The sequence below is a fragment of the Actinomadura madurae genome (assembly GCF_047130825.1).
In the GTDB taxonomy this organism is placed as follows: Bacteria; Actinomycetota; Actinomycetes; order Streptosporangiales; family Streptosporangiaceae; genus Spirillospora; species Spirillospora madurae.
Window position 1 is genome coordinate 4517107 of the sequence record NZ_CP083237.1, and the last position, 19719, is coordinate 4536825.

Genomic DNA, 19719 nt, shown 5'->3' on the forward strand with positions numbered 1-19719 from the left:
AGCGCAATCGTTGATCTTGGGCTAGTGGGCGCGGGCCATGTGGCGGTCCTCGTTCGGCATCATCACCCAGAGGACCAGGTAGACGACGAACTGCGGGCCCGGGAGCAGGCACGACAGCAGGAACAACAGCCGGACGGTCCACGAGGTCATGCCGAACCGGCGTGCGAGCCCGGCGCAGACACCCGCGATGACCCGGTCGTTGCGCGGACGGTAGAGGCTGTTCATGAGTTCTTCTCTCCCCGATTCGTCGAGCGTTGAACGTCGCCGCGTTTCTCACGGCCACGTTCTCCACGCTACGAACCGGGAACCGGGCACCACATCAACCGTCCGGATTGTTCCGGTGCCCTACTCACGGATTAGGGGACGTCCCCTAGGGGGCGTTGTGCTGGGCGACGAGCTTCGGTAGACCGGCCAGGTCGTCCAGGACGAACAGGCATTCGCGGAGCGCGCCGTCGTCCTTCTGGATGTGCCCCCAGGGGCCGCGCCGCAGGAACGCCGCCCGCATACCGAACGCCAGCGCCGGGCGGACGTCGTTGTCGATGCGGTCTCCGACGTACAGGACGCGGTCGGGCAGCACGTCCGCGAGCTGGGCGCAGCGCTCGAAGAACTCCTGGGACGGCTTGGAGACGCCCCACACGTCGGAGATGCCGACCACGTCGGCCTCCAGCCCGAGCGCGGCCATCTGCCCGGCCGCCTCGACCGGCTGGTTGCCCGCGATCCCGACGTACAGGCCCTGGTCGCGCAGGCCCGCCAGGCAGGCCCGCGCGTCCGGGTACAGGTCGTCCGGCCCGAACCCGTTCGGGACGCCCGACTCGGCGCGGCGCCGCTGCTCCTCGTCGAGGTCGAACCCGGGGCGGAAGTACTCGAAGAGGTCCATGTGGGTGCCGCCGGTCGCCAGCAGCGCGCCGAGCTTGGCGAGGAAGGTGTGCCGGGGGACACCGAGCCAGTCGGCCCAGCGGCCGTAGATCTCGCCCTCGTTGACGAGCGTCTCGCCGATGTCGAAGAAGACGGCCTGGACGGGTCCGGGGGTGCGGGGGGCTCGGCTCACGCGGCGGCCAGGTCGACCGAGGTGCCGGGGGTGAGGCGGCGGAACTCCTTGCCGAGTTCCTCCCCCGCGCCGGTGAGCACCCGTTCCATGACCATGAGGCCGATGTCGTTGAGCAGGCCGTCGTGGATGGCGAAGGCGCGTTCCGGGCGGACCTCGCGGGCGTAGGTGTAGAGGTCGAGCGCCCGCATCCAGGGCGCGTTGCCCGGCAGGCACAGCGTGCGGACGGGCTCGGACGGGACGGTCAGCGCGTCCCCGGGATGGAAGACCTCGCCGCCGACCAGGAAGCCGACGTTCGGGATGGGCGGCAGGTCGGGGTGCAGGAGCTCGTGGTCCTCGCCGTACACGTGGACGTCGAAGCCGGCGACCGTGACGGCGTCCCCGTGGCCGACCCGGTGGACGCGCCCGCCGAGGTCGGCGAGGTTCTCGGCGACGACGCGGGACGTCCACACCTCCAGGCCGGGGCGCCGCGCCATCTCGGCGCGCAGCGCGTCGGCGTCGAAGTGGTCGAAGTGCTCGTGGGTGACCAGGACGGCGTCCGCGGCGGCGAGGGCGGGAGCCGCCTCGCTGAAGGAGCCGGGGTCGATGACGATCGACCGGTCGTCCTCGGTGATCTGCACACAGGCGTGTCCGAGCTTGGTGAGGCGCATGCGCCGATTTTTTCACGCCGGGCGGCGCCCCCCATTGACCGCCCCCGCGAGCGTTGATAGAACACGTTCTAGTTCGGGGGCGCGATCGGGCCGGGGGCCCGGCGAGGAGGCGGTCCGATGCCCGTTCCCGACCAGCGCGATCCCGAGGTCACCCGGCGGCGCCTCACCGGCTGGCTGGACCGGCACCTTCCCGGGGTCCGGATCCCGCACATCGAGACACCCCAGACCAGCGGCTTCTCCAACGAGACCCTCATCTTCGACGCCGAGTGGACCGATGCCGGCGGCGCCGTGCGCAGGGAGCCGTTCGTCGCCCGCGTCGCCCCCTCCAGCTACCAGGTCTTCCCCGAACCGCGGTTCGAGGAGCAGTACCGGCTGATGCGCGTTCTGGACGAGCGCACCGGCATCCCGGTCCCCTCGATCCACTGGTACGAGCCGTCCCCGGACGTCCTCGGCGCCGCGTTCTTCGTCATGGGACGCGTCGACGGCCGCGTCCCGACCGACATGCCGCCGTACCACTCGGGCGGCTGGGTGACCGAGGTCCCGCCGGAGGAGCGGACCGCGATGTGGTGGTCGACGCTGGAGATCCTCGCGGACCTGCACCGGCTGGACGTGCGGGAGCTCGGCCTCGGGTTCCTCGACCAGCCGCGGTGGGGCGCGCCCGGCCTCGACCAGCGGCTGAACTACTACGAGGACTACCTGCCCTGGGCGTACAAGGGGCCGCAGGAGACGGCGCTCAAGGCCCTGGCGTGGCTGAGGGCGAACCGTCCCGACGAGCCGGACGAGCCCGCCGTGCTGTGGGGCGACGCCCGGATCGGCAACGTGATCTTCCAGGCGGGCGTGCCGGCGGCCGTCCTGGACTGGGAGACCGCCGCGCTCGGCGCCCCCGAGGAGGACCTCGCCTGGTTCATGTTCCTGGACCGGCACCATTCCGAAGGGGTCGGCGCGGCCCGGCTGGACGGCTTCCCGTCCTACGCCGCGACCGTCGCCCGCTACGAGGAGCTGCTCGGACGCCCGATGCGGCACATGGCGTACTACGAGATCCTATCCGGCTTCAAGTTCTCGGTGATCATGGCCCGGATCGGGCAGGCGATGATCGACTTCGGCTGGATCGACACCTCCGCCGACTTTCCCTACAACAACAACTGCACGCAGCTGCTCGCCCGCATCCTGGAGGGGCACCGGTGACGCTCTCGCCGCTCGACGACTACCCGATCCACCAGGCGCCCGAGGTGATGCGGCACGTCACCACGTCGGACCGCAACTTCTACGACCGGTACTACTTCAACGTCCATCCCTGCTCCGACGAGCTGATGCTGATCATCGGGATGGGGCAGTACCCGAACCTCGGCGTCATGGACGCGTTCGCGGTCGTCCGGCACGGGCCGGTGCACAAGGTCGTCCGCGCGTCCCGCGAGCTGGGCGACGACCGCATGGACACCCGGGTCGGCCCGTTCCGGGTGGAGGTCATCGAGGGCCTGAAGAAGCTCAGGGTCGTCCTGGACGAGACCGAGCACGGCCTCTGGTTCGACCTCACCTGGGAAGGGGCGATCCCCGCCACGCTGGAACCCCCGCACTACCTCCGCTGGCAGGAACGCGTGACGTTCGACTCCCGGCGCCTCGCGCAGACCGGACGCTGGACGGGCACCATCACGGTCAACGGCGAGACCATCGAGGTCACTCCCGACCGCTGGTGGGGCTCGCGGGACCGCTCCTGGGGCATCCGTCCCGTCGGCGAGCCGGAGCCGCCCGGAATCCAGGTGAAGAACGCGGGCACGTTCTACTGGCTGTACGCGCCCATGCAGTTCGAGGACCACTCGATCCTCTGCATCGTCCAGGAGGACGAGAAGGGCCGCCGCGTCTTGGAAGAGGCGACGCGCGTCTGGCCCGACCGTGAGGCCGAGTATCTGGGACGCCCCGAATACCGTCCCGAATACGCGGAGGGCACCCGCGACGTGGTCACCGCGACGCTGCGCTTCGCACCCCCGGGCGGGACACCGTTCGAGATAAGGGCGACGCCGATCCTGCCCGTCCACATGATGGTCGGCACCGGGTACGGGCTGGAACCCGGCTGGAAGCACGGCATGTACCAGGGACCGGACCTGAAGGTGGAGGGCGTCGGCTACGACGTCCGCAAGCCGGACGACGCCGCCCGCATGTGGGGCATGGTCGACGCGGTCGGCCGGTACGAGTACCTGGACGGCGCGCAGCCCACCGAGGCGGTCACCGGGCACGGGCTCTACGAGTACTGGGCGCTCGGCCCCCATCCGTCGTTCCCGGAGTGAGTCGTCTGCCAGACTGGCGACCGTGACGACCCCGCCTTCGCCCGACCCCCCGGACGCGGGACGGCCGTCCCGGGAAGAACCGGACGAGTCCTCGCCGGGTGGACCGCCCCCCAGACCCCCCGGAACAGGCCGGCGGTCCGGTGCCCACCGCTCCTCCGGCGCTCCCCTCCGCGATCTGGACCAGTCCTCTCTGGGGGGACGACCCCCCAGGCCCCCCGGCACAGGCCGCCGGTCCAGCTCCCTCCACTCCGCTGGCGCTCCGCTCCGGGATCTGGACCAGCAGGTGCGCGACCGCTACGGCACGTGGCGCGACCAGCCGCGCGGCCTGGCCTGCGCGGTGGTCGGCGCCTTCATGATCCTCACCACCGTGGCGTTCGTGTTCGCCGTGATCGCCGTCGTGAAGGCCATGCGCTGAAAGAGACCGTGCGCTGAAAGTGACCGTGCGCTGACGCACGGGACCGGGGCCGCCGTCCGGCGCGCCCCGCGTCCCGTCCGCTCCCTCGCGTCAGGTCGGAGTCCCCCCGGACCCCTCCGCGATGGTGAACGCCACGTCGCCCTGCGGGTCGACCTGGGCGTCGAGGGTCTTGTCGTCGAGGAGTTCGGCGACGGTGGGCTCCAGGTACACCTTGGCGCCCTCCTCCTCCACGACCTGGTCTCCGGCCTCGGGGGCGGGGGCCACCGAGAGCCGCAGGGCGTCCGAGCCGTCGAGCCCGGACTCGATGCGGATGCCGGTCTCGGGCGGAAGCTCCGGGTTCGCGGTCACTGTACGAATGACCTGGACGGCACCGCTGGTCAGCGTGAGCACGATCAGCTCCTCACGTCTCTGTCTTCTCGGGATTGATCCGCCCTCCCTCCCCGATCCCCACGGCCGTAAACATCGAGACGTGACCGAACGGTCTCAGTCCGCACCCGGCGCCAGCGCCCGCACCGCCTCGACCGGGGACAGGCCCCCGCCGGGGACGATGGCCAGCACGGGGGTGGTGAGACCGCCGTCCACGTACTCGCGGACGCGGGCGCGGCACCGCTCCGGCGAGCCGTGCACGACCAGGTCGTCGACGACCTCGTCCGGGATGACCTCCAGCGCCTTCTTGCGGTCGCCGGCCGCCCACGCCTCGTTCATCGGGCGGAGCGCCTCGCCGCGCCCGAGCCACTCGTGGAACGCCTTGTAGACGGGGACCGTCATGTACGCGGCGATCATCCAGCGGCCGATCGCGCGGGCCTCCGCGACGTCGTCGGTCGGGCAGACGAACAGCCGCGCGATCAGCTCCGGCTCGTCGCCCAGCTCGCCGCGGACCGTCCGGACGTCCTTCGGCGCCAGCCAGTTCGTGATCGCGCCGTCGGCCTCCCGGGCGGCCAGCCGGAGCATGCCGGGACGCAGCGCCGCGAGGACGATCTGCGTCGGGGCCGCGGGCGCGTTGTCCAGCTTGAAGCCCTTGACGGCGAAGGTGTCGTACTCCTCCTTCACCTTCTCCCCCGCGAGCGCCTTGCGGAGGAAGCGCAGCGTGTCACGGGTGCGCTTGTAGGGCTCCTCGAACGGGATGCCGTTCCAGCGCTGCACGATCGTGTCGGACGAGGTGCCGATGCCGAGCACGAACCGTCCGGGCGCGAGGTCGGCGAGGGTCGCGGCCTGCTGCGCCAGGAGCGCCGGGCCGCGGGTGTAGACCGGCACGATCGCGGGGCCGAGCCGCAGCTCGGGGCCCCACTGCGAGGCGAGCGCCAGCGGGGTGAACGCGTCGGTGCCGTTCGTCTCCGCGGACCAGGCGTCGGTGTAGCCGAGCGCGGACAGCTCGGACACGACGTCCCGGTGCTCGGCCAGCGGGAGCCCGGTCAGCGGAATGGTGAGTCCCCAGCGTGACATGCGCTCCCCCTAGGCGACCGAGGGGCGGATGGTGGCGCCGCCGTCCACGACGAGCGTCTGCCCGGTCATCCAGGACGAGGCGTCGCCCGCGAGGAAGACCGCCGCGTTCGCGATGTCCTCGGGCTCGCCGAGCCGGCCGAGCGGCATGTGCTTGCTGATCTCCGCCTCGTTCGGTTCCCACAGGGCGCGGGCGAGGTGCGTCTTGACCAGGCCGGGCGCGATGCAGTTCACGCGGACCTTCGGCGCCAGCTCCATCGCGAACTGCCGGCTCAGGTGGATCACGGCGGCCTTGGTGGCGTTGTAGTAGCCGATGCCGTGCTCGGTGATCATGCCGCCGACGGAGGCGATGTTGATGATCGCACCGCCCCGCTCGGCGAGCGACGCCCGCAGCGCGAGCTGCGTCCACTGGACGATCGCGAACTGGTTGACCTCGACGGTCTTCGCGGCGGCGGCGGGCTCGATGTCGGCCATCGGGCCGAAGTAGGGGTTGGTGCCCGCGTTGTTGACCAGGACGTCGAGGCCGCCGAACTCGGCGACGGCCGCGTCCACGCAGGCGGCGGCCTCGTCGGCATGGCCCACGTGCGCGGCCTTGGCGAGGACGCGCACGTTCGGGTACGCAGTGCCGATCTCCTTGGCGACCTCGTCCAGCGCCTCCTGCTTGCGGGAGGAGAGGACGACGTTGGCGCCCTCGGCGGCGAACGCGGTCGCGATCGCCTTCCCGATCCCCCTGGAGGCCCCGGTGACCAGGGCCGTCCTTCCCTGCAGTCCAGTCCGCATCCGCGCGCTCCCTACTGTTCGCACCCTGTGGGCGGCTTGGCAGAATCCGACTCGGTCACTGTATCGAAGTGACTGACGAGTCAGTTAGCTCGGGGGCCGGGGAGCCGCCCGTCCCGCTCACCGGACGCGTCCCGCTCCGAACGGTCGCTTGGTTGTTACGCTGCGCCCGGTTGGAGACGGCGGGAGATCAGGGAGGGGCCGCGTGACCACGACCAAGGAGCGTCGTCCGGCGATCGAGGGCTGGTTCACCACCGGGGACGGCGGCGTCCGGCTCCTGGGCACCCGCTGCTCGTCCTGCGGAACGCCGTACTTCCCGCGCAACGAGCTCGCCTGCCGCAACCCCGGCTGCACCGGCCCGAAGGACGGCTCCGAGCTGGAGCCGTACACGCTGTCCGGACGCGGGCGCGTCTGGTCGTACGCCGACTCCCGCTACAAACCGCCGCCCCCGTACGTCTCCCCCGACCCGTTCGTCCCGTACACCGTCGCGGCCGTCGAGCTCGAAGCCGAGCGCATGGTCGTCCTCGGCCAGGTCGCCCCCGGCCACACCGTCGACGACCTCACCGTCGGCATGGAGATGGAACTGACCGAAGGCACCCTCTACGAGGACGACGAAGCCCAGTACACCGTCTGGATGTGGAGGCCCGTCAGATGAGCAGTGCGGGGCCGCGCGGCGGCTGGACCGAGGAGCGCGCGCAGCGACCAAGGAGCGAGCACGTGACGAGGGAAGCCGCCGCGAAAAGGCGGCCCCGCACAGCGAGCGGAGCGAGCCAGTGAATAGGGACATAGCCGTTCTCGGTGCCGGGATGCATCCGTGGGGGAAGTGGGGACGCAACTTCGTCGAGTACGGGCTGGCGGCGGCGCGGGGCGCGCTGGCCGACGCGGGGCTCGCGTGGTCGGACGTCCAGTACGTGGCGGGCGCGGACACCATCCGGAACGGGTACCCCGGGTTCATCGCCGGCGCGACGTTCGCGCAGGCGCTCGGCTGGTCGGGCGCGCGGGTGTCCAGCTGCTACGCGGCGTGCGCCTCGGGGGCGCAGGCCATCAGCTCGGCGCGTGCGCAGATCCTCGCGGGCCTGTGCGACGTCGCGCTGGTCGTCGGCGCCGACGCGGCCCCGAAGGGCTTCTTCAAGCCCGTCGGCGGCGACCGCCCGGACGACCCCGACTGGCTGCGGTTCCGCCTTCTGGGCGCGACCAACCCGATCTACTTCGCCCTGTACGCGCGCCGCCGGATGGCCATGTACGGCGCGACGCTGGACGACTTCGCCGCCGTGAAGGTGAAGAACGCCCGGCACGGCCTGGCGAACCCGAACGCCCGGTACCGCAAGGAGGTGACGGCGGAGGACGTCCGCGAGTCCGCCGTGGTCGCCGACCCGCTGCGGCTGCTCGACATCTGCGCGACCAGCGACGGCGGCGCGGCGCTCGTCCTGACGTCGATGGAGTTCGCGCGGCGGCACGGGATCGCCGATCCCGTCCGGATCCCGGCGGTGTCGACGGTGACGCCGACGTTCCCGAAGACCGTCCTGGACCTGCCCGACTTCGCCACGGACTCGGCGATGGCGGTGCCCGAGCCCGAGCGCCCGTTCCGGTCCGCGATCGCGGACGCCGCCTACGAGGAGGCGGGCATCGGCCCCGAGGACCTGTCGTTCGCCGAGGTCTACGACCTGTCCACGGCCCTTGAGCTGGACTGGTGCGAGGACATCGGGCTCTGCGAGCCGGGCGGCGCCGAGGAGCTGCTCCGGTCGGGCGCGACGGCGCTCGGCGGGCGCGTCCCGGTGAACCCGAGCGGCGGGCTCGCGTCCTTCGGCGAGGCCATCCCGGCGCAGGCGATCGCGCAGGTGTGCGAGCTGACCTGGCAGCTGCGCGGTCAGGCCGAGGGCCGCCAGGTCGAGAACGCGCGGGCCGGGATCGCCGTGAACCAGGGCCTCTTCGGCCACGGTTCCGCCCTCATCGCCGTCCGGTGATCACGCGACGGTGAACCCGTCGCACGCCATGAAGTACGCGTCGCCGTTGGGGTGCACATGCATCCAGATGACGGTCCAGACGCCCTTCACCAGCGGGTACGTGCCGTTGCCGGAGCCCTCCCACTGGAAGTCGGCCGGGTAGCGGAGGTTCACGTCCTCATTGTTCCTCGGCACCAGGTGCGGCTTGCTCTTGACCACGCCGGTCACGCCGTTGCCCTGCTGTTCCGCCGGCGGGCGTATCTCCGCGGCCACGTAGTAGCCGGACGGTTTCGCGTACTTGAAGCGCATGCTGAGATCCACGGTCTTCCCGGTGACCGGCCGGCGCGGCGCGGACCTCTGCAGGTCGTTGGCGAGGGCCTGGTCCTCGGGCCGGACCGCCGGCAGGCAGGTGAAGTCCTTCACGGAGAACCGCGTGGTCTGGTAGTCCGTGGTCGGCTGCTTCACGAGGATCACGTCCGGCGGGCGGCCTCCCGGGCCGGGGGTCCGGGGCGGCGCCGTGGACGCGCCGCCGCCCGCGCCCTGACCGCCCTGCGCACCGCCCCCGTCGGCCGAGCCGGTGCCGCCCTTGGTAGCGCCCGGGTCGTCGCCGTCGAGGGCGAACCGCGCGACGAGCGCTCCCCCGAGGACGACGGCGGCCACCGCGGCGCCCGCGGCGATGACGGCGGCGCTCGACCGTCCGCGCCCCGCACCGGGCCCCGTCCTGGTGTGCTCCGGCGGGACGAGCCCGGACGCGGCGGCGTCCGCGACGCTGGCGGGCATCGGCCGCGGGACGCCCACCACCCGCTGGTAGAAGGGGTCGCCCGTGACGGGACCCGAGGGCGCGGCCAACTGGAGGAGCTGCTCCAGCGTGATCCGGTCGGCGGGGTCACGCTCCGCGCAGGGCCGGACCAGGTCGGCGACGCGCGAATCGACCCCGTCCAGGTCGATCTCGCCGTCGAGGGTGCGGTGGATGATCGCCTCGATGCGCCCGCCGCCGAACGGCGGGCGTCCCGTGGCGGCGTAGGCGATCGTCCCGGCGAGGGAGAACACGTCCGACGCGGGCCGCGGCTGCTGCTCCCGGACGACCTCGGGCGCGACGTAGCCGGGGGTGCCGTTCCACGCGCCGGTCTGGGTGATCTGCGTCTGGCCCTCGCCGCGGGCGATGCCGAAGTCGATCAGCCGCGGCCCGTCCGGGGCGAGGATCACGTTGCCCGGTTTGAGGTCGCGGTGCTGGACGTTCTGCCGGTGGATCTCCAGCAGCCCCTGCGCGAGGGCGCCGAGCAGCCGCACGCAGGTCTCCGGGGGCAGCGGCCCGTGCTCGGCGACGGCCTGCCGGAGCGTCGGCCCGGGGACGTACTCGGTGGCCAGCCAGTACGGCGGCGCCTCCAGCCCCGCGCCGACCATCGCGGCGGCGAACCGGCTGCGCACCCGCTCGACGGTCGCGACCTCGCGCCGGAAGCGGGCGAGCGCCTGCGGCCCCTCGAAGTCCTCCCGGATCACCTTGATGGCGACGTGCCGACCGCCGCCGGTCAGCCCGAGGTAGACCTGCCCCATGCCGCCGGCGCCGAGGCGGGCCAGGAGGGGGTAGCCGCCGATCCCCGCGGGATCCTCTGGACGGAGTGGTTCCACGGGACAGATGATCTCACTCCGCGGAGGCGGGCACGCACCGCTCGTCGCGACCGACGGGACGGACGGGTGTGACGCAAATCACGTCGCTGACACTGTGTGACCGGCGGCGTAGAGGTGACGTGTCTGGTGTCACCGCCTGAGCTGCAGACTCCGGGGACGGCCGCCGCGGCCGGGGGGACCGCCGCGGCCGTCCCCGGGCCCCACCCGACCGGTTCCGGGGTAGGCGGGGGCCGCCCCGGAACCGTCGGCTTCCTCGCTCTTGGATTCGTCAGCGGGTGCGTTCGTGGATGGTCACCAGGACGCCTTCGCCGTGTCGCGTCGCCTCGCGCAGGGTCCAGTTGGTCTTGTCGGGCGTCTCCGTCCAGAGCTTGCGGCCGTGGCCGAGGATCACGGGGATCCACATGAGGTGGATCTCGTCGACCAGGTCGCCCGCGAGCAGCCCCTGGACGAGCCGGATGCTGCCGGGCACGGAGATCTCGCCGTCGACGTCCTGCTTGAGCCGGGTGACCTCCTTGGCCAGGTCGCCCGAGAGCACCGACGTGTTGTTCCAGGCGGGGTCGGTGAGCGTGCCCGAGACGACGTACTTCGGCATGCCGTTGTACTTGTCGGCGAGCTCGCCCTCGTACTCCGGCCAGGCGGAGGCGAAGCCCTCGTAGGTCTCGCGGCCCAGCAGCAGCGCCGCCGACGCGAGCGCCTCGTCGGTCTTGAACTGCTCGCCGTCGGGGCCGCGGTCGACCTCGAAGCTCCAGTCCGGATACTTGAAGTCCTCGCCGCCGGGCGCCTCGACGACGCCGTCCAGCGAGATGAACTCGGTCACCACGATCTTTCCCATGTCAGGCTCCTTGGATGAATTCGCGCAGGGCGGGGGCGAGGACGTCGGCGGTCGTGCCGTGGTTCTCTCCAGGGACCGCCGTCAGCGCGGCGGTCGGCAGGTGGGCGGCGACGGCCTTCGCGCCGGCGGCGAGGTGCGGCCAGGTGTCGCGGCCGTAGAGCACGAGCACCGGGACGCGGACGCCGGACCACAGGTCGGCGCGGAGCGGCTTGCCGGACATGGTGTCCCCGACGTTCCGGCCGTCGTAGGCGATCGTCGGCGCGATCGCCTCCAGGCCCGGCCAGAAGTCGCTCCCGCGCATCTCGGCGACGGCGTCCTCGGGCATGCCCGCGGCGGCGGTCATGAACAGGGCCACGGCGTCCCCCGGACGGCCCTCGGCCACGGCCGCGTCGAGCCGCTCGACGTAGTCGGCGGGCAGCGGTGGGGCGCTGTCGTCGACGATGACCGGCGGCTCCCACAGCACCAGGCGCGCGACCGGAACGCCGGCCTGGACGGCGTTGAGGGCGAGGAGGCCGCCGGACGACCAGCCGAACACCGTCGCCGGACGGCCGCCGCCCGCCCCCTCGATGATCGCGGCGAGGTCCTCGAACTCGCGCTCGACCGCGTAGGGCGCGGTGTCGCCGCTCTCCCCGCGCCCCCGCCGGTCATAGTTGATCACCTGGAACTCGCCGGCGAGCAGCTCCGCCGTCTGGGCGTTCTCCGGGGTGGTGGCGCGATACGCGGTCGCGCCGTCGATGAGGACGATCGGATCACCGTCGCCCCACGCCGTGTAGGCGATGGTGGTGCCGTCCGCCGAGGTGACACTGCCCTGGACCATGACGTCGCGCCTTTCTGGTGTCGGTTTCCGCCGCGATCGGCACCGACACTAGGGACGCGAGTCGCCCTCGGGCTTGTACAGAAGCGACAGGGGCTCGCCCGCTTCGTCGCGTCCCTGCAGCTGCGTCGCGGTACGGCCGATGAACCGCCGCAGCGACCTGGCCAGGTGCGGCTGGTCGTAGTAGCCGAGCCGGTGCACGACCTCCAGGGCGGGCACGCCCTCCGCGAGCAGCACCGCCGCGTGCCGGGCGCGGTCGATCTGCCGGATCGCGCCCTGGGTCAGGCCCGTGGCGGTGGCGACGCGCCGCTGGACGGACCGGGTTCCGACCTTGGCGATGCCGCCCCACACGACCTCGTCCACCAGCGGGTCGCGGGTGAGCACGCCCGCTCGCACGATCTCGCGGACGAAGTCCTCCGCGCTCTCGTAACCGGGGATCTCCCATTCCTCGCCGCGCAGGACGAAGCGGCGCGCCCCGACGTGCGGGCTCTCCACCTCGGCGTCGACGAGCCGGGTGACCGGCAGGTGCGGCATCGACGTGCCGTGCGCGAAGGTGATCCCGAACGACTCCGAGTCCCCGGCCAGCTCGACGGCCGTCGCGGTCGTCTCCGGTCCCCGGACGGCGGCGTGCAGGGTGCCCTCGTCGTTCCAGAAGACGAGCTCCCAGTTGGACGTCGCGACGGACGTCAGGCTCCCGGATCCGCTCGCGCGCCCGCGCCAGACACGCGCGATGTACGGCGAGTCGGACCCGCGGTGATCGCTCTCGATCGGCATGGCGCGGCATCCCTTCCCCGACCGCAGGCTACGGGAGCTTGCGGATCTCCTCGATGACCGCGGGCATGACCGCGTTGTTGTGGCGGATCCAGTCGAGGAGGAGGGCGACCTGGTCGTCGGTGTAGCTCGCGAGGCGCTCGTTGAAGGCGCGGGCGATCGGCTCGAAGTAGCGGGCGAAGTGGGCGACGTTCTCCTCGACGAGCTCGACGATCACGCGCCGCCGGTCGTCGGGGTCGCGGGTGCGGCGGACGTACCCGGCGCGCTCCAGCCGGTCGATCACGGCCGTGATGGCGCCGCCCGTCGTGATGCCCATGAGCTGGGCGAGCTGGCCCGGCGTCTGCGGCCCGTCCAGCGTCAGCGCGTTCACGCACTGCGCGTCGGTGACGTTCATGCCCGCCTTGCTCGCGGTGGCATGGTGCAGGAGCACCGTGTACACCGTGCTGCGCTGCATCGCCATCTGCAGCTCGCCCGCCATCCGCTCGCGCTCCGGGGTCGACACGCCCTGACTCTCCCCTATTTCTCTCAGATAGAGAGGCTCACTTCAAGAGCGACTCTGTGAGGGGAGTCTATCGACCCCGCGGCGACCGGGACCACCCGGTGTGGCGCAGGCAACGCACCGGGTTGATGAACCCCGTCTGAGCAGCCACTACGATGAATTTGTTAGGACCACTAACAGAGGTCCGCTCCTGGCCCCGAATCCCACGAAGGTTCGGGGCCGACCTCTTCGACCGCTCTCCGTCCGCTCTCCGTCCTGCGGTGCCTACCGCACCTCCTGCGCCACCTGCTTCGCCCAGCGGTAGTCCGCCTTGCCCGCCGGCGACCGCTTCATCTCCGCGACGAACGCGTACACGCGCGGCACCTTGTACCCCGACAGCTGCTTGCGGCAGTGCGCGTCCAGGTCCTCGGTGGACGGCTCCTCCCCGGACGGCTGGACCACCGCCGCGACGCGGTTGCCCCAGCGCTCGTCCGGAATGCCCGTCACGACCGCGTCGTAGACGCCCGGATGCCCCTTGAGGACGGCCTCGACCTCCTCGGGGAACACCTTCTCGCCGCCGGTGTTGATGGTCTGCGACCCGCGCCCGTACACGGCGATCGACCCGTCCTCGTCCACGGTGGCGATGTCGCCGGTGAGCAGCCAGCGCTTCCCGTCCACCACGGGGAACGTCTTCGCGGTCTTCTCCGGGTCGTTGTAGTAGCCCTGCGCGATGTGCCCGGTGCGGGCGACCTGGCCGATGACGCCCGACCCCGGCTTGACCGGCTGGAGCGCGTCGTCCAGGACGGTCACGTTCTCCACGTCCGGCGCGAACCGCAGCCCCTTCTCCGGGCTCGACCCGGCGACCGCCTCGGCCGTCGAGCCCGACTCGGTCGAGCCGAACCGGTCCATGATCATCACGTTCGGCAGCAGCTTCTGGATGCGGTCGCGGACCGTCCCGGTGAAGATCGCGCCCGTGGAGACGTAGGCGAACAGCGAGGAGGTGTCGTAGTCCCCGCGCGCCAGCTCGTCGGCCATCGGGATCGCCATCGCGTCCCCGGTGACCGTCACCGAGTTGACCTTCTCGCGCTCGATCGTCCGCCACACGTCGGCGGCGTCGAACTTGCGCGTGTAGACGAGCGTCGCGCCCATGAACCAGGCGATCCACGTGCCCACCTGCGCGGCGCCGTGCATCAGCGGCGCGACCGGCATCATGATCAGCGGCCCGCCGTTGCGCGCGTTCTCGACGATGTCCTCCGGCTTGGACGGGCGCGGCAGCGACGGGTTCCAGAACCCGAGCAGGATCTGCTCGGCCGACCACATGACGCCCTTCGGCATCCCGGTCGTCCCGCCCGTGTAGATGATGTAGAGGTCGTCCTTGGAGCGCGCCGGGAAGTCCCGCGTCCCGTCGGCCTCCTTCACCGCCTCGTCGTAGGAGACCGCCCCGGGGATGGACGGCGTGCCGCCCACCGCGATGAGGTGCCGCAGCTCCGGCACCTCCGGGACCGTCGCCGCGACCCGGTCCTCGAACTCCACGTCGTACAGGAGCGCGACGGCGTCGGAGTCCCGGTACACGTAGAGCAGCTCGCTCTCCACGTACCGGTAGTTGACGTTGATGGGCACGGCCCGGATCTTCAGCGTGGCCAGCAGCGCCGCCGCGTACTCGATGCCGTTGTAGAGCTGGGCGGCGACGTGCTGGCCGGGCCGGACGCCCGCGTCCAGCAGATGGTGCGCGAGGCGGTTCGCGTGCTCGTCCAGCTCGGCGTAGGTGAGCCGCCGGTCGCCGCATATCAGGGCGGTCCGGTCCCCGATCGCGTCCGCGACACCCTCGAACAGGTCAGCGTGGTTGTACTCCATCGGGCGTCCCTTCCGGCGTCTGGGGGGATCAGGGTCTGTCGCTGCCGACGATCCACATCGCGAAGAACTGGGCGCCGCCGCCATAGGCGTGGCCGAGCGCCCGCCGGGCGCCGTCCACCTGGTGCTCGCCCGCCCGGCCGCGCACCTGCAGCGCCGCCTCGGCGAACCGGATCATCCCGGACGCGCCGATCGGGTTGGACGACAGCACGCCGCCCGAGGCGTTCCACGGGATGTCGCCGTCCAGCGCCGTCGCGCCGGCCTCGGTGAGCTTCCAGCCCTCGTTGTCGCCGCAGAACCCGAGGTTCTCCAGCCACATCGGCTCGTACCAGGAGAACGGGACGTACACCTCGGCGCAGTCGAGCTCGTTCCGCGGGTCGGTGATGCCGGCCTGGCGGTACACGTCGGCCGCCGCGTCCTTGCCGCCCTGCGGGTTCACCGTGTCACGGCCCGCGAACTGCATCGGCTCCGACCGCATCGACGTGCCGTGCACCCACGCGGGCGGGTGCGGGGCCTTCTTCGCCGCGTCCTCCGACGCCAGCACCATCGCGCACGCGCCGTCCGACGACGGGCACGTCTCCAGGTAGCGGATCGGCTCCCACAGCATCGGGGTCGACTCGACCATCTCCCGGGAGATGCCGGGGATCTTCAGGTGCGCGTACGGGTTCTTCAGCGCGTTCTGCCGGTCCTTGACCGCGACGAGCATTCCGATGTGGTCGGGGGCGCCCGACCTGCGCATGTAGGCGCGGATGTGCGGGGCGAAGTACCCGCCCGCGCCGACGACGAGGGACGTGGTGAACGGCCCGTTCACCGTCAGCGCCCACGTCGCGTTGGACTCCGACTGCTTCTCCCACGCGAGCGTGAGGACCCGCTCGTGCACCCCGGACTGGATCAGGTTCGCCGCGACGATCGCCGTGGACCCGCCCACCGAGCCGGCCGTGTGCACCCGCAGCAGCGGCTTGCCGGTCGCGCCCAGCGCGTCCGCCAGGAAGAGTTCCGGCATCACCACGCCCTCGAACAGGTCGGGCGCCTTGCCGACGACGACGGCGTCGATGTCCTTCCAGGTCAGCCCGGCGTCGTCGAGGGCGCGGCGGGCCGCCTCGCGGACCAGGCCCGCCATCGACACGTCCGGCCGCCGGGTCTTGTACTCGGTCTGCCCGATGCCGATGACCGCACAGGACTTAGCCATTCTTCTCTCCCGACAGGACGCACACGAGGTTCTGCTGGAGGCAGGGGCCGGACGCGGCGTGCCCGAGCGTCCGGGACGCCGTCCCGTCGTGGATGCGGGACGCGGCCTCGCCGATGCGGATGAGGCCCGCCGCCATCACCGGGTTCGCCGACAGCGCCCCGCCGGACGGGTTGACCGCCACGCCGTCGCCCAGGCCGAGCGCCTCGCGCAGGATCAGCTCCTCGTGGCTGAACTGCGCGTGCAGCTCCGCCACCTCGATCCCGGTCGCGCCGGCCCGCTCCCCCGCGACGCGGGCGGCCTCCGAGCGGGTCAGGTCGCGCACGCCCAGCGCGTGCGGCTCGGTGCGGTGGTCGATGCCGGTGATCCACGCCGGCCGCTCGCACAGCTCCCGCGCCCGGTCGCCGGCCGCGAGGACGACCGCCGCGGCCCCGTCGGTGATCGGCGCGACGTCGTAGGGGCGCAGCGGCGCCACGTCGTAGTCGTCGCCCTCGGGCTCCGGCAGGTGCAGCGCGAACGGGTTGTCGCGGCCGGAGGCTCGGGACCGGGCCGCGACCGCGCGGAGGTCGTCCTCCTTCACGCCCGACTTGTCCATGTACGCACGGGCCTGCATGGCCGCCATCGACACCTGGTCGACCCCGAGCGGCGCCAGGTGGTACGGGTCGAGCTGCTGGCTCATGATCGCGCGGAGGTCGCCCTGGGACGACTTGCCGAACCCGTAGACGAGCGCGGTGTCGACCTGCCCGATCTGGAGCTTCACCCACGCCTCGTACAACGCCCACGCGCCGTCCATCTCGACGTGGCTCTCGGAGATCGGCGGCCACGCGCCGAGCGTGTCGAGCGCGGAGACGAAGGCGAACGGCGCCCCCTGGAGGTAGTCGCACGAGCCCGAGCAGGTGAACCCGAAGCGCGACAGCCCGGTCCGCTCCTTGATCTCCGTGATCACCGGCAGGACGATCTCGGTCTCCGCGATCCCCTGGTCCTCGGCGGTGTGCCGGCTCTGCGCGAACGCGACGACTGCGACATCACGCATCACATGAAGTCCTTGATCTCTTCGAAGGGGACGTCGGGCTCGTCGATCGGCTCGAACCACTTGATGTTGGCCATCGACCGGTCCCACTCCTCGCGCGGACGCCACGCCGCCTTCACCCGCATGCCCATCCGCACCTGGTCGGCGGGGATGCCCGCGACGAGCGTCAGCATCGTCAGCCCGGCCCCGTCCAGCAGGACGTAGCCGGACACGAACGGCACCTCGGGCGCGCGCGGGTCGGGGATGTTGTTGACCGCGAAGGTGGTGACGGTGCCGGTGTCGGGCAGCTCCACCTCCTCGGAGGTGGGGACGCCGTCGCGCGGGCAGAACCCCTTCATCGGCACGATGACCTTCTCGCACACGGGGCAGCGGTGCCCGATGATCCGGCCCTCGGAGATCCCCTCCAGGAACCGGCCGAGCGCCCGGCCGCCCTTGAGCCGGTACTCCAGCGAGGCCTGCGGGTTGATCATGGTGACCTCGGGCAGGAAGCACTCGATGTCGCCGATCGTCCCGGTCCGCTCCGCCCGGTACTTGGGCCGCACCCGCATCCCGGTCCTCAGGAACTTCGGCGGCTTCGCGCCCACCTCGAAGACGCCGAGGTCGAGCGCGTGCAGCAGCGCGGTGTCGGCGCCGTCCGGGCGGACCAGCGCCCACGCGAACGGGCGGTCGAACGGGTGCTCCTTGGCCGGGCGCGGCACCCACGACCAGGTGGTGACGGTCCCGGCGGGGCCGACCTCGACGAACTCGCCGGTGACGTCCTCGCCGGTCTCGGGGTCGCACTCCTGCGGCGGGACGAGCACCCGGCCGCCCGCCGTGCGGACGCCGACCATCCGGCCGTCGCGCAGCTCGCTGAGGAAGCGCCCGATCACCGGGCCGACCGAGCGGGTGTAGCCGCCGGGGAACCCGATGACGTGGTTCGGTTCGTCCGGCCCCGGGGTCGATGGCCCGTTAGATGGCACTGTCGCGGTCCTTCCAGTACGGGTCGCGCAGCTTGCGCTTGAGGAGCTTGCCGTTGGGCTCGCGCGGCATCGTCTCGATGAAGTCGATGGACCTCGGCCACTTCATCTTGGCGAGCCGCCCCTCCAGCGACGCGAGGATCTCCTCCGCGAGCTCCGGGCCGGGCGCGACGCCCTCGGCGGGCTCGACGACCGCCTTGATCTGCTCGCCCCACTCCTCGTCCGGGATGCCGAACACGGCCACGTCCCCGACCTTCGGATGCAGGATGATCTCGTTCTCGATCTCGGCCGGGTAGATGTTCGCGCCGCCCGAGATGATCATGTCGGCCTTGCGGTCGGACAGGAACAGGAACCCGTCCTCGGTCAGGTAGCCGATGTCGCCGACGGTGAAGAAGTCCTTGAGCCGGTTCTTCTCCGTCTTCTCCCGGTCGCCCTTGTACTCGAACTCGACGCCGGCCATCTTCATGTAGATCGTGCCGTGCGTCCCGGCCGGGACCGGGTCGCCGTCGTCGTCCACGATCAGCAGCTCGCTGATCGGCCAGGCGTTGCCGACCGTTCCGGGGTGGGCGCGCCAGTCGGCCGGGCTGGCGATCGTCCCGCCGCCCTCGGTCGCCGCGTAGTACTCCCAGATGCAGTCGCCCCACCATTCGAGCATCTGCTGCTTGATCGGCACCGGGCAGGGCGCCGCCGCGTGGATCGCCCACTTCATGCTGGACACGTCGTACCGGGACCGGACGTCCTCGGGCAGCGCCAGCAGGCGCTTGAAGTGCGTCGGCACCATGTGGGTATTGCTCACACGGTGCTCTTGGATCATGCTCAGGGTGTCTTCGGCGTCCCACCTGTCCATGTAGACGATCGTGTGGCCCATGTGGAGGGCGGTGCCGCCGAACTGGGTGACCGCCGTGTGGTAGTTCGGCGAGGTGATCAGATGGGCTTGGTGCTCGCCCCCGGCCGGGAGTCCCGGCGGGATGCCGAACAGGCCGAGCAGGAACGTCATCAGCTCGGCGCTGTCGTCGGGGTCGATGTGCATCAAGGCCCGCCTGACGCCCTTCGGCCGGCCCGTCGTCCCGGACGTGTAGTGCATGGTGGCGCCGTTGCTGCGGTCGTCGGGAAGGCCGTCGGGCTGCCCCTCGACCAGCTCGGCGTAGGGGCGGAAGCCCTCGACGTCCCCGAAGCCGAACCGGCGGTGCGCCTCGATCTCCTCGCCGGCCCGCACGCCCTCCTTGGCGTAGCGCTCGTGCACGAAGAACGCCTTGGCCTCGCTGTCGGCCACGATGTAGCCGATCTCCGGGCCGGTCAGGTGCCAGTTGATCGGCGTGTAGTACCAGCCCGCCTGGAGCGCCGCCAGGTACAGCACGAGCCCCTCGACGCCGTTCGGGACGAGGCCGCAGATGCCGTCGCCCTTCTCCAGTCCCAGCGCGCGCAGCCCGTGGACGAGCCGGTTCGAGCGGGCCAGCAGGTCACCCGCGGTGTGCTTCGTCCCGTCCGGATCGACGGCGGCTGCCCACTCGGGATCGGCCTGCGCCAACCGCCAAAAGCCCAATGACCCCATCGGATCTCCCTATGTGACCGCTCTGAGCACCGGCGTCCGCAGCGGCGCCCGGCGAGCAAAGTAGATCA

At 71.6% G+C, this 19719-nt stretch carries 21 protein-coding genes; 5 read left to right on the forward strand and 16 right to left on the reverse strand.

Annotated features, from left to right (window positions below; all coding sequences use genetic code 11):
* Nucleotides 1-21 precede the first annotated feature (21 nt).
* The 3 genes from K8Z49_RS20365 to K8Z49_RS20375 all read right to left on the reverse strand — a co-directional run bounded on the left by K8Z49_RS20365 (nucleotide 22) and on the right by K8Z49_RS20375 (nucleotide 1695).
* Nucleotides 22-225, reverse strand: coding sequence for a PspC domain-containing protein (locus tag K8Z49_RS20365; RefSeq protein ID WP_021598619.1), 204 nt, complete (start codon nucleotides 223-225; stop codon nucleotides 22-24).
* Nucleotides 226-370: 145 nt separating this feature from the next.
* The gene (locus K8Z49_RS20370) at nucleotides 371-1048 is read right to left on the reverse strand and encodes an HAD family hydrolase (protein ID WP_021598620.1); all 678 of its coding nucleotides are present in this window, start codon (nucleotides 1046-1048) and stop codon (nucleotides 371-373) included.
* The gene (locus K8Z49_RS20375; protein WP_021598621.1) at nucleotides 1045-1695 is read right to left on the reverse strand and encodes an MBL fold metallo-hydrolase; all 651 of its coding nucleotides are present in this window, start codon (nucleotides 1693-1695) and stop codon (nucleotides 1045-1047) included. The genes K8Z49_RS20370 and K8Z49_RS20375 overlap by 4 nt, the downstream gene beginning before the upstream one ends.
* A 117-nt stretch (nucleotides 1696-1812) precedes the next feature.
* Between K8Z49_RS20375 and K8Z49_RS20380 the strand changes: the two genes are divergently transcribed.
* From K8Z49_RS20380 to K8Z49_RS20390, 3 genes are all read left to right on the forward strand, one after another.
* The gene (locus K8Z49_RS20380) at nucleotides 1813-2880 is read left to right on the forward strand and encodes a phosphotransferase family protein (RefSeq protein WP_412520310.1); all 1068 of its coding nucleotides are present in this window, start codon (nucleotides 1813-1815) and stop codon (nucleotides 2878-2880) included.
* Nucleotides 2877-3977: a hypothetical protein gene (locus tag K8Z49_RS20385; protein ID WP_111830203.1), complete on the forward strand. Its 1101-nt coding sequence runs from the start codon at nucleotides 2877-2879 to the stop codon at nucleotides 3975-3977. The genes K8Z49_RS20380 and K8Z49_RS20385 overlap by 4 nt, the downstream gene beginning before the upstream one ends.
* Nucleotides 3978-4260: 283 nt before the next feature.
* Nucleotides 4261-4392, forward strand: a complete 132-nt coding sequence (locus K8Z49_RS20390) for a hypothetical protein (RefSeq protein WP_021598624.1) — start codon at nucleotides 4261-4263, stop codon at nucleotides 4390-4392.
* A gap of 90 nt (nucleotides 4393-4482) precedes the next feature.
* Here the strand turns inward: K8Z49_RS20390 and K8Z49_RS20395 are convergent, their stop codons facing one another.
* The 3 genes from K8Z49_RS20395 to K8Z49_RS20405 form a co-directional block, all read right to left on the reverse strand.
* Complete coding sequence (locus tag K8Z49_RS20395; protein WP_021598625.1) at nucleotides 4483-4782, reverse strand: hypothetical protein; 300 nt, start codon at nucleotides 4780-4782, stop codon at nucleotides 4483-4485.
* A gap of 93 nt (nucleotides 4783-4875) precedes the next feature.
* Entirely contained in the window at nucleotides 4876-5835 is a 960-nt protein-coding gene (locus K8Z49_RS20400) for an LLM class F420-dependent oxidoreductase (protein WP_412520313.1), read from the reverse strand.
* A 9-nt stretch (nucleotides 5836-5844) separates the two neighbouring features.
* On the reverse strand, nucleotides 5845-6612 hold the full coding sequence (locus tag K8Z49_RS20405) for an SDR family oxidoreductase (RefSeq protein WP_412520315.1): 768 nt from the start codon (nucleotides 6610-6612) through the stop codon (nucleotides 5845-5847).
* Between the two features lie 202 nt (nucleotides 6613-6814).
* On the opposite strand from K8Z49_RS20405, the gene K8Z49_RS20410 reads away from it, so the two are divergent.
* Both K8Z49_RS20410 and K8Z49_RS20415 read left to right on the forward strand, forming a co-directional pair.
* Nucleotides 6815-7264, forward strand: coding sequence for a Zn-ribbon domain-containing OB-fold protein (locus tag K8Z49_RS20410; RefSeq protein ID WP_412520317.1), 450 nt, complete (start codon nucleotides 6815-6817; stop codon nucleotides 7262-7264).
* A gap of 151 nt (nucleotides 7265-7415) precedes the next feature.
* Nucleotides 7416-8573 carry a lipid-transfer protein gene (locus tag K8Z49_RS20415; RefSeq protein ID WP_075020789.1) on the forward strand — a complete coding sequence of 386 codons (1158 nt, stop codon included), beginning with the start codon at nucleotides 7416-7418 and terminating at the stop codon, nucleotides 8571-8573.
* On the opposite strand, the gene K8Z49_RS20420 is transcribed toward K8Z49_RS20415, so the two are convergent.
* From K8Z49_RS20420 to K8Z49_RS20465, 10 genes are all read right to left on the reverse strand, one after another.
* Entirely contained in the window at nucleotides 8574-10181 is a 1608-nt protein-coding gene (locus tag K8Z49_RS20420; protein WP_412520319.1) for a serine/threonine-protein kinase, read from the reverse strand.
* A gap of 268 nt (nucleotides 10182-10449) precedes the next feature.
* Nucleotides 10450-11013: a dihydrofolate reductase family protein gene (locus tag K8Z49_RS20425; protein ID WP_111830207.1), complete on the reverse strand. Its 564-nt coding sequence runs from the start codon at nucleotides 11011-11013 to the stop codon at nucleotides 10450-10452.
* Nucleotide 11014: 1 nt separating this feature from the next.
* The gene (locus K8Z49_RS20430; RefSeq protein ID WP_021597502.1) at nucleotides 11015-11830 is read right to left on the reverse strand and encodes an alpha/beta fold hydrolase; all 816 of its coding nucleotides are present in this window, start codon (nucleotides 11828-11830) and stop codon (nucleotides 11015-11017) included.
* A 48-nt stretch (nucleotides 11831-11878) separates the two neighbouring features.
* Nucleotides 11879-12601, reverse strand: a complete 723-nt coding sequence (locus K8Z49_RS20435) for a helix-turn-helix domain-containing protein (protein WP_021597503.1) — start codon at nucleotides 12599-12601, stop codon at nucleotides 11879-11881.
* A gap of 28 nt (nucleotides 12602-12629) precedes the next feature.
* Nucleotides 12630-13100 carry a MarR family winged helix-turn-helix transcriptional regulator gene (locus K8Z49_RS20440; RefSeq protein WP_021597504.1) on the reverse strand — a complete coding sequence of 157 codons (471 nt, stop codon included), beginning with the start codon at nucleotides 13098-13100 and terminating at the stop codon, nucleotides 12630-12632.
* Between the two features lie 261 nt (nucleotides 13101-13361).
* Entirely contained in the window at nucleotides 13362-14930 is a 1569-nt protein-coding gene (locus K8Z49_RS20445; protein WP_412520322.1) for an acyl-CoA synthetase, read from the reverse strand.
* Between the two features lie 28 nt (nucleotides 14931-14958).
* Nucleotides 14959-16116, reverse strand: a complete 1158-nt coding sequence (locus K8Z49_RS20450) for a thiolase domain-containing protein (RefSeq protein WP_021597506.1) — start codon at nucleotides 16114-16116, stop codon at nucleotides 14959-14961.
* Nucleotides 16109-17146, reverse strand: coding sequence for a thiolase domain-containing protein (locus K8Z49_RS20455; RefSeq protein ID WP_021597507.1), 1038 nt, complete (start codon nucleotides 17144-17146; stop codon nucleotides 16109-16111). The genes K8Z49_RS20450 and K8Z49_RS20455 overlap by 8 nt, the downstream gene beginning before the upstream one ends.
* Nucleotides 17146-18102, reverse strand: a complete 957-nt coding sequence (locus K8Z49_RS20460; RefSeq protein ID WP_021597508.1) for a Zn-ribbon domain-containing OB-fold protein — start codon at nucleotides 18100-18102, stop codon at nucleotides 17146-17148. Before K8Z49_RS20460 ends, K8Z49_RS20455 begins: the two co-directional genes overlap by 1 nt.
* Entirely contained in the window at nucleotides 18092-19651 is a 1560-nt protein-coding gene (locus K8Z49_RS20465) for an acyl-CoA synthetase (RefSeq protein ID WP_075020785.1), read from the reverse strand. The genes K8Z49_RS20460 and K8Z49_RS20465 overlap by 11 nt, the downstream gene beginning before the upstream one ends.
* Nucleotides 19652-19719 lie beyond the last annotated feature (68 nt).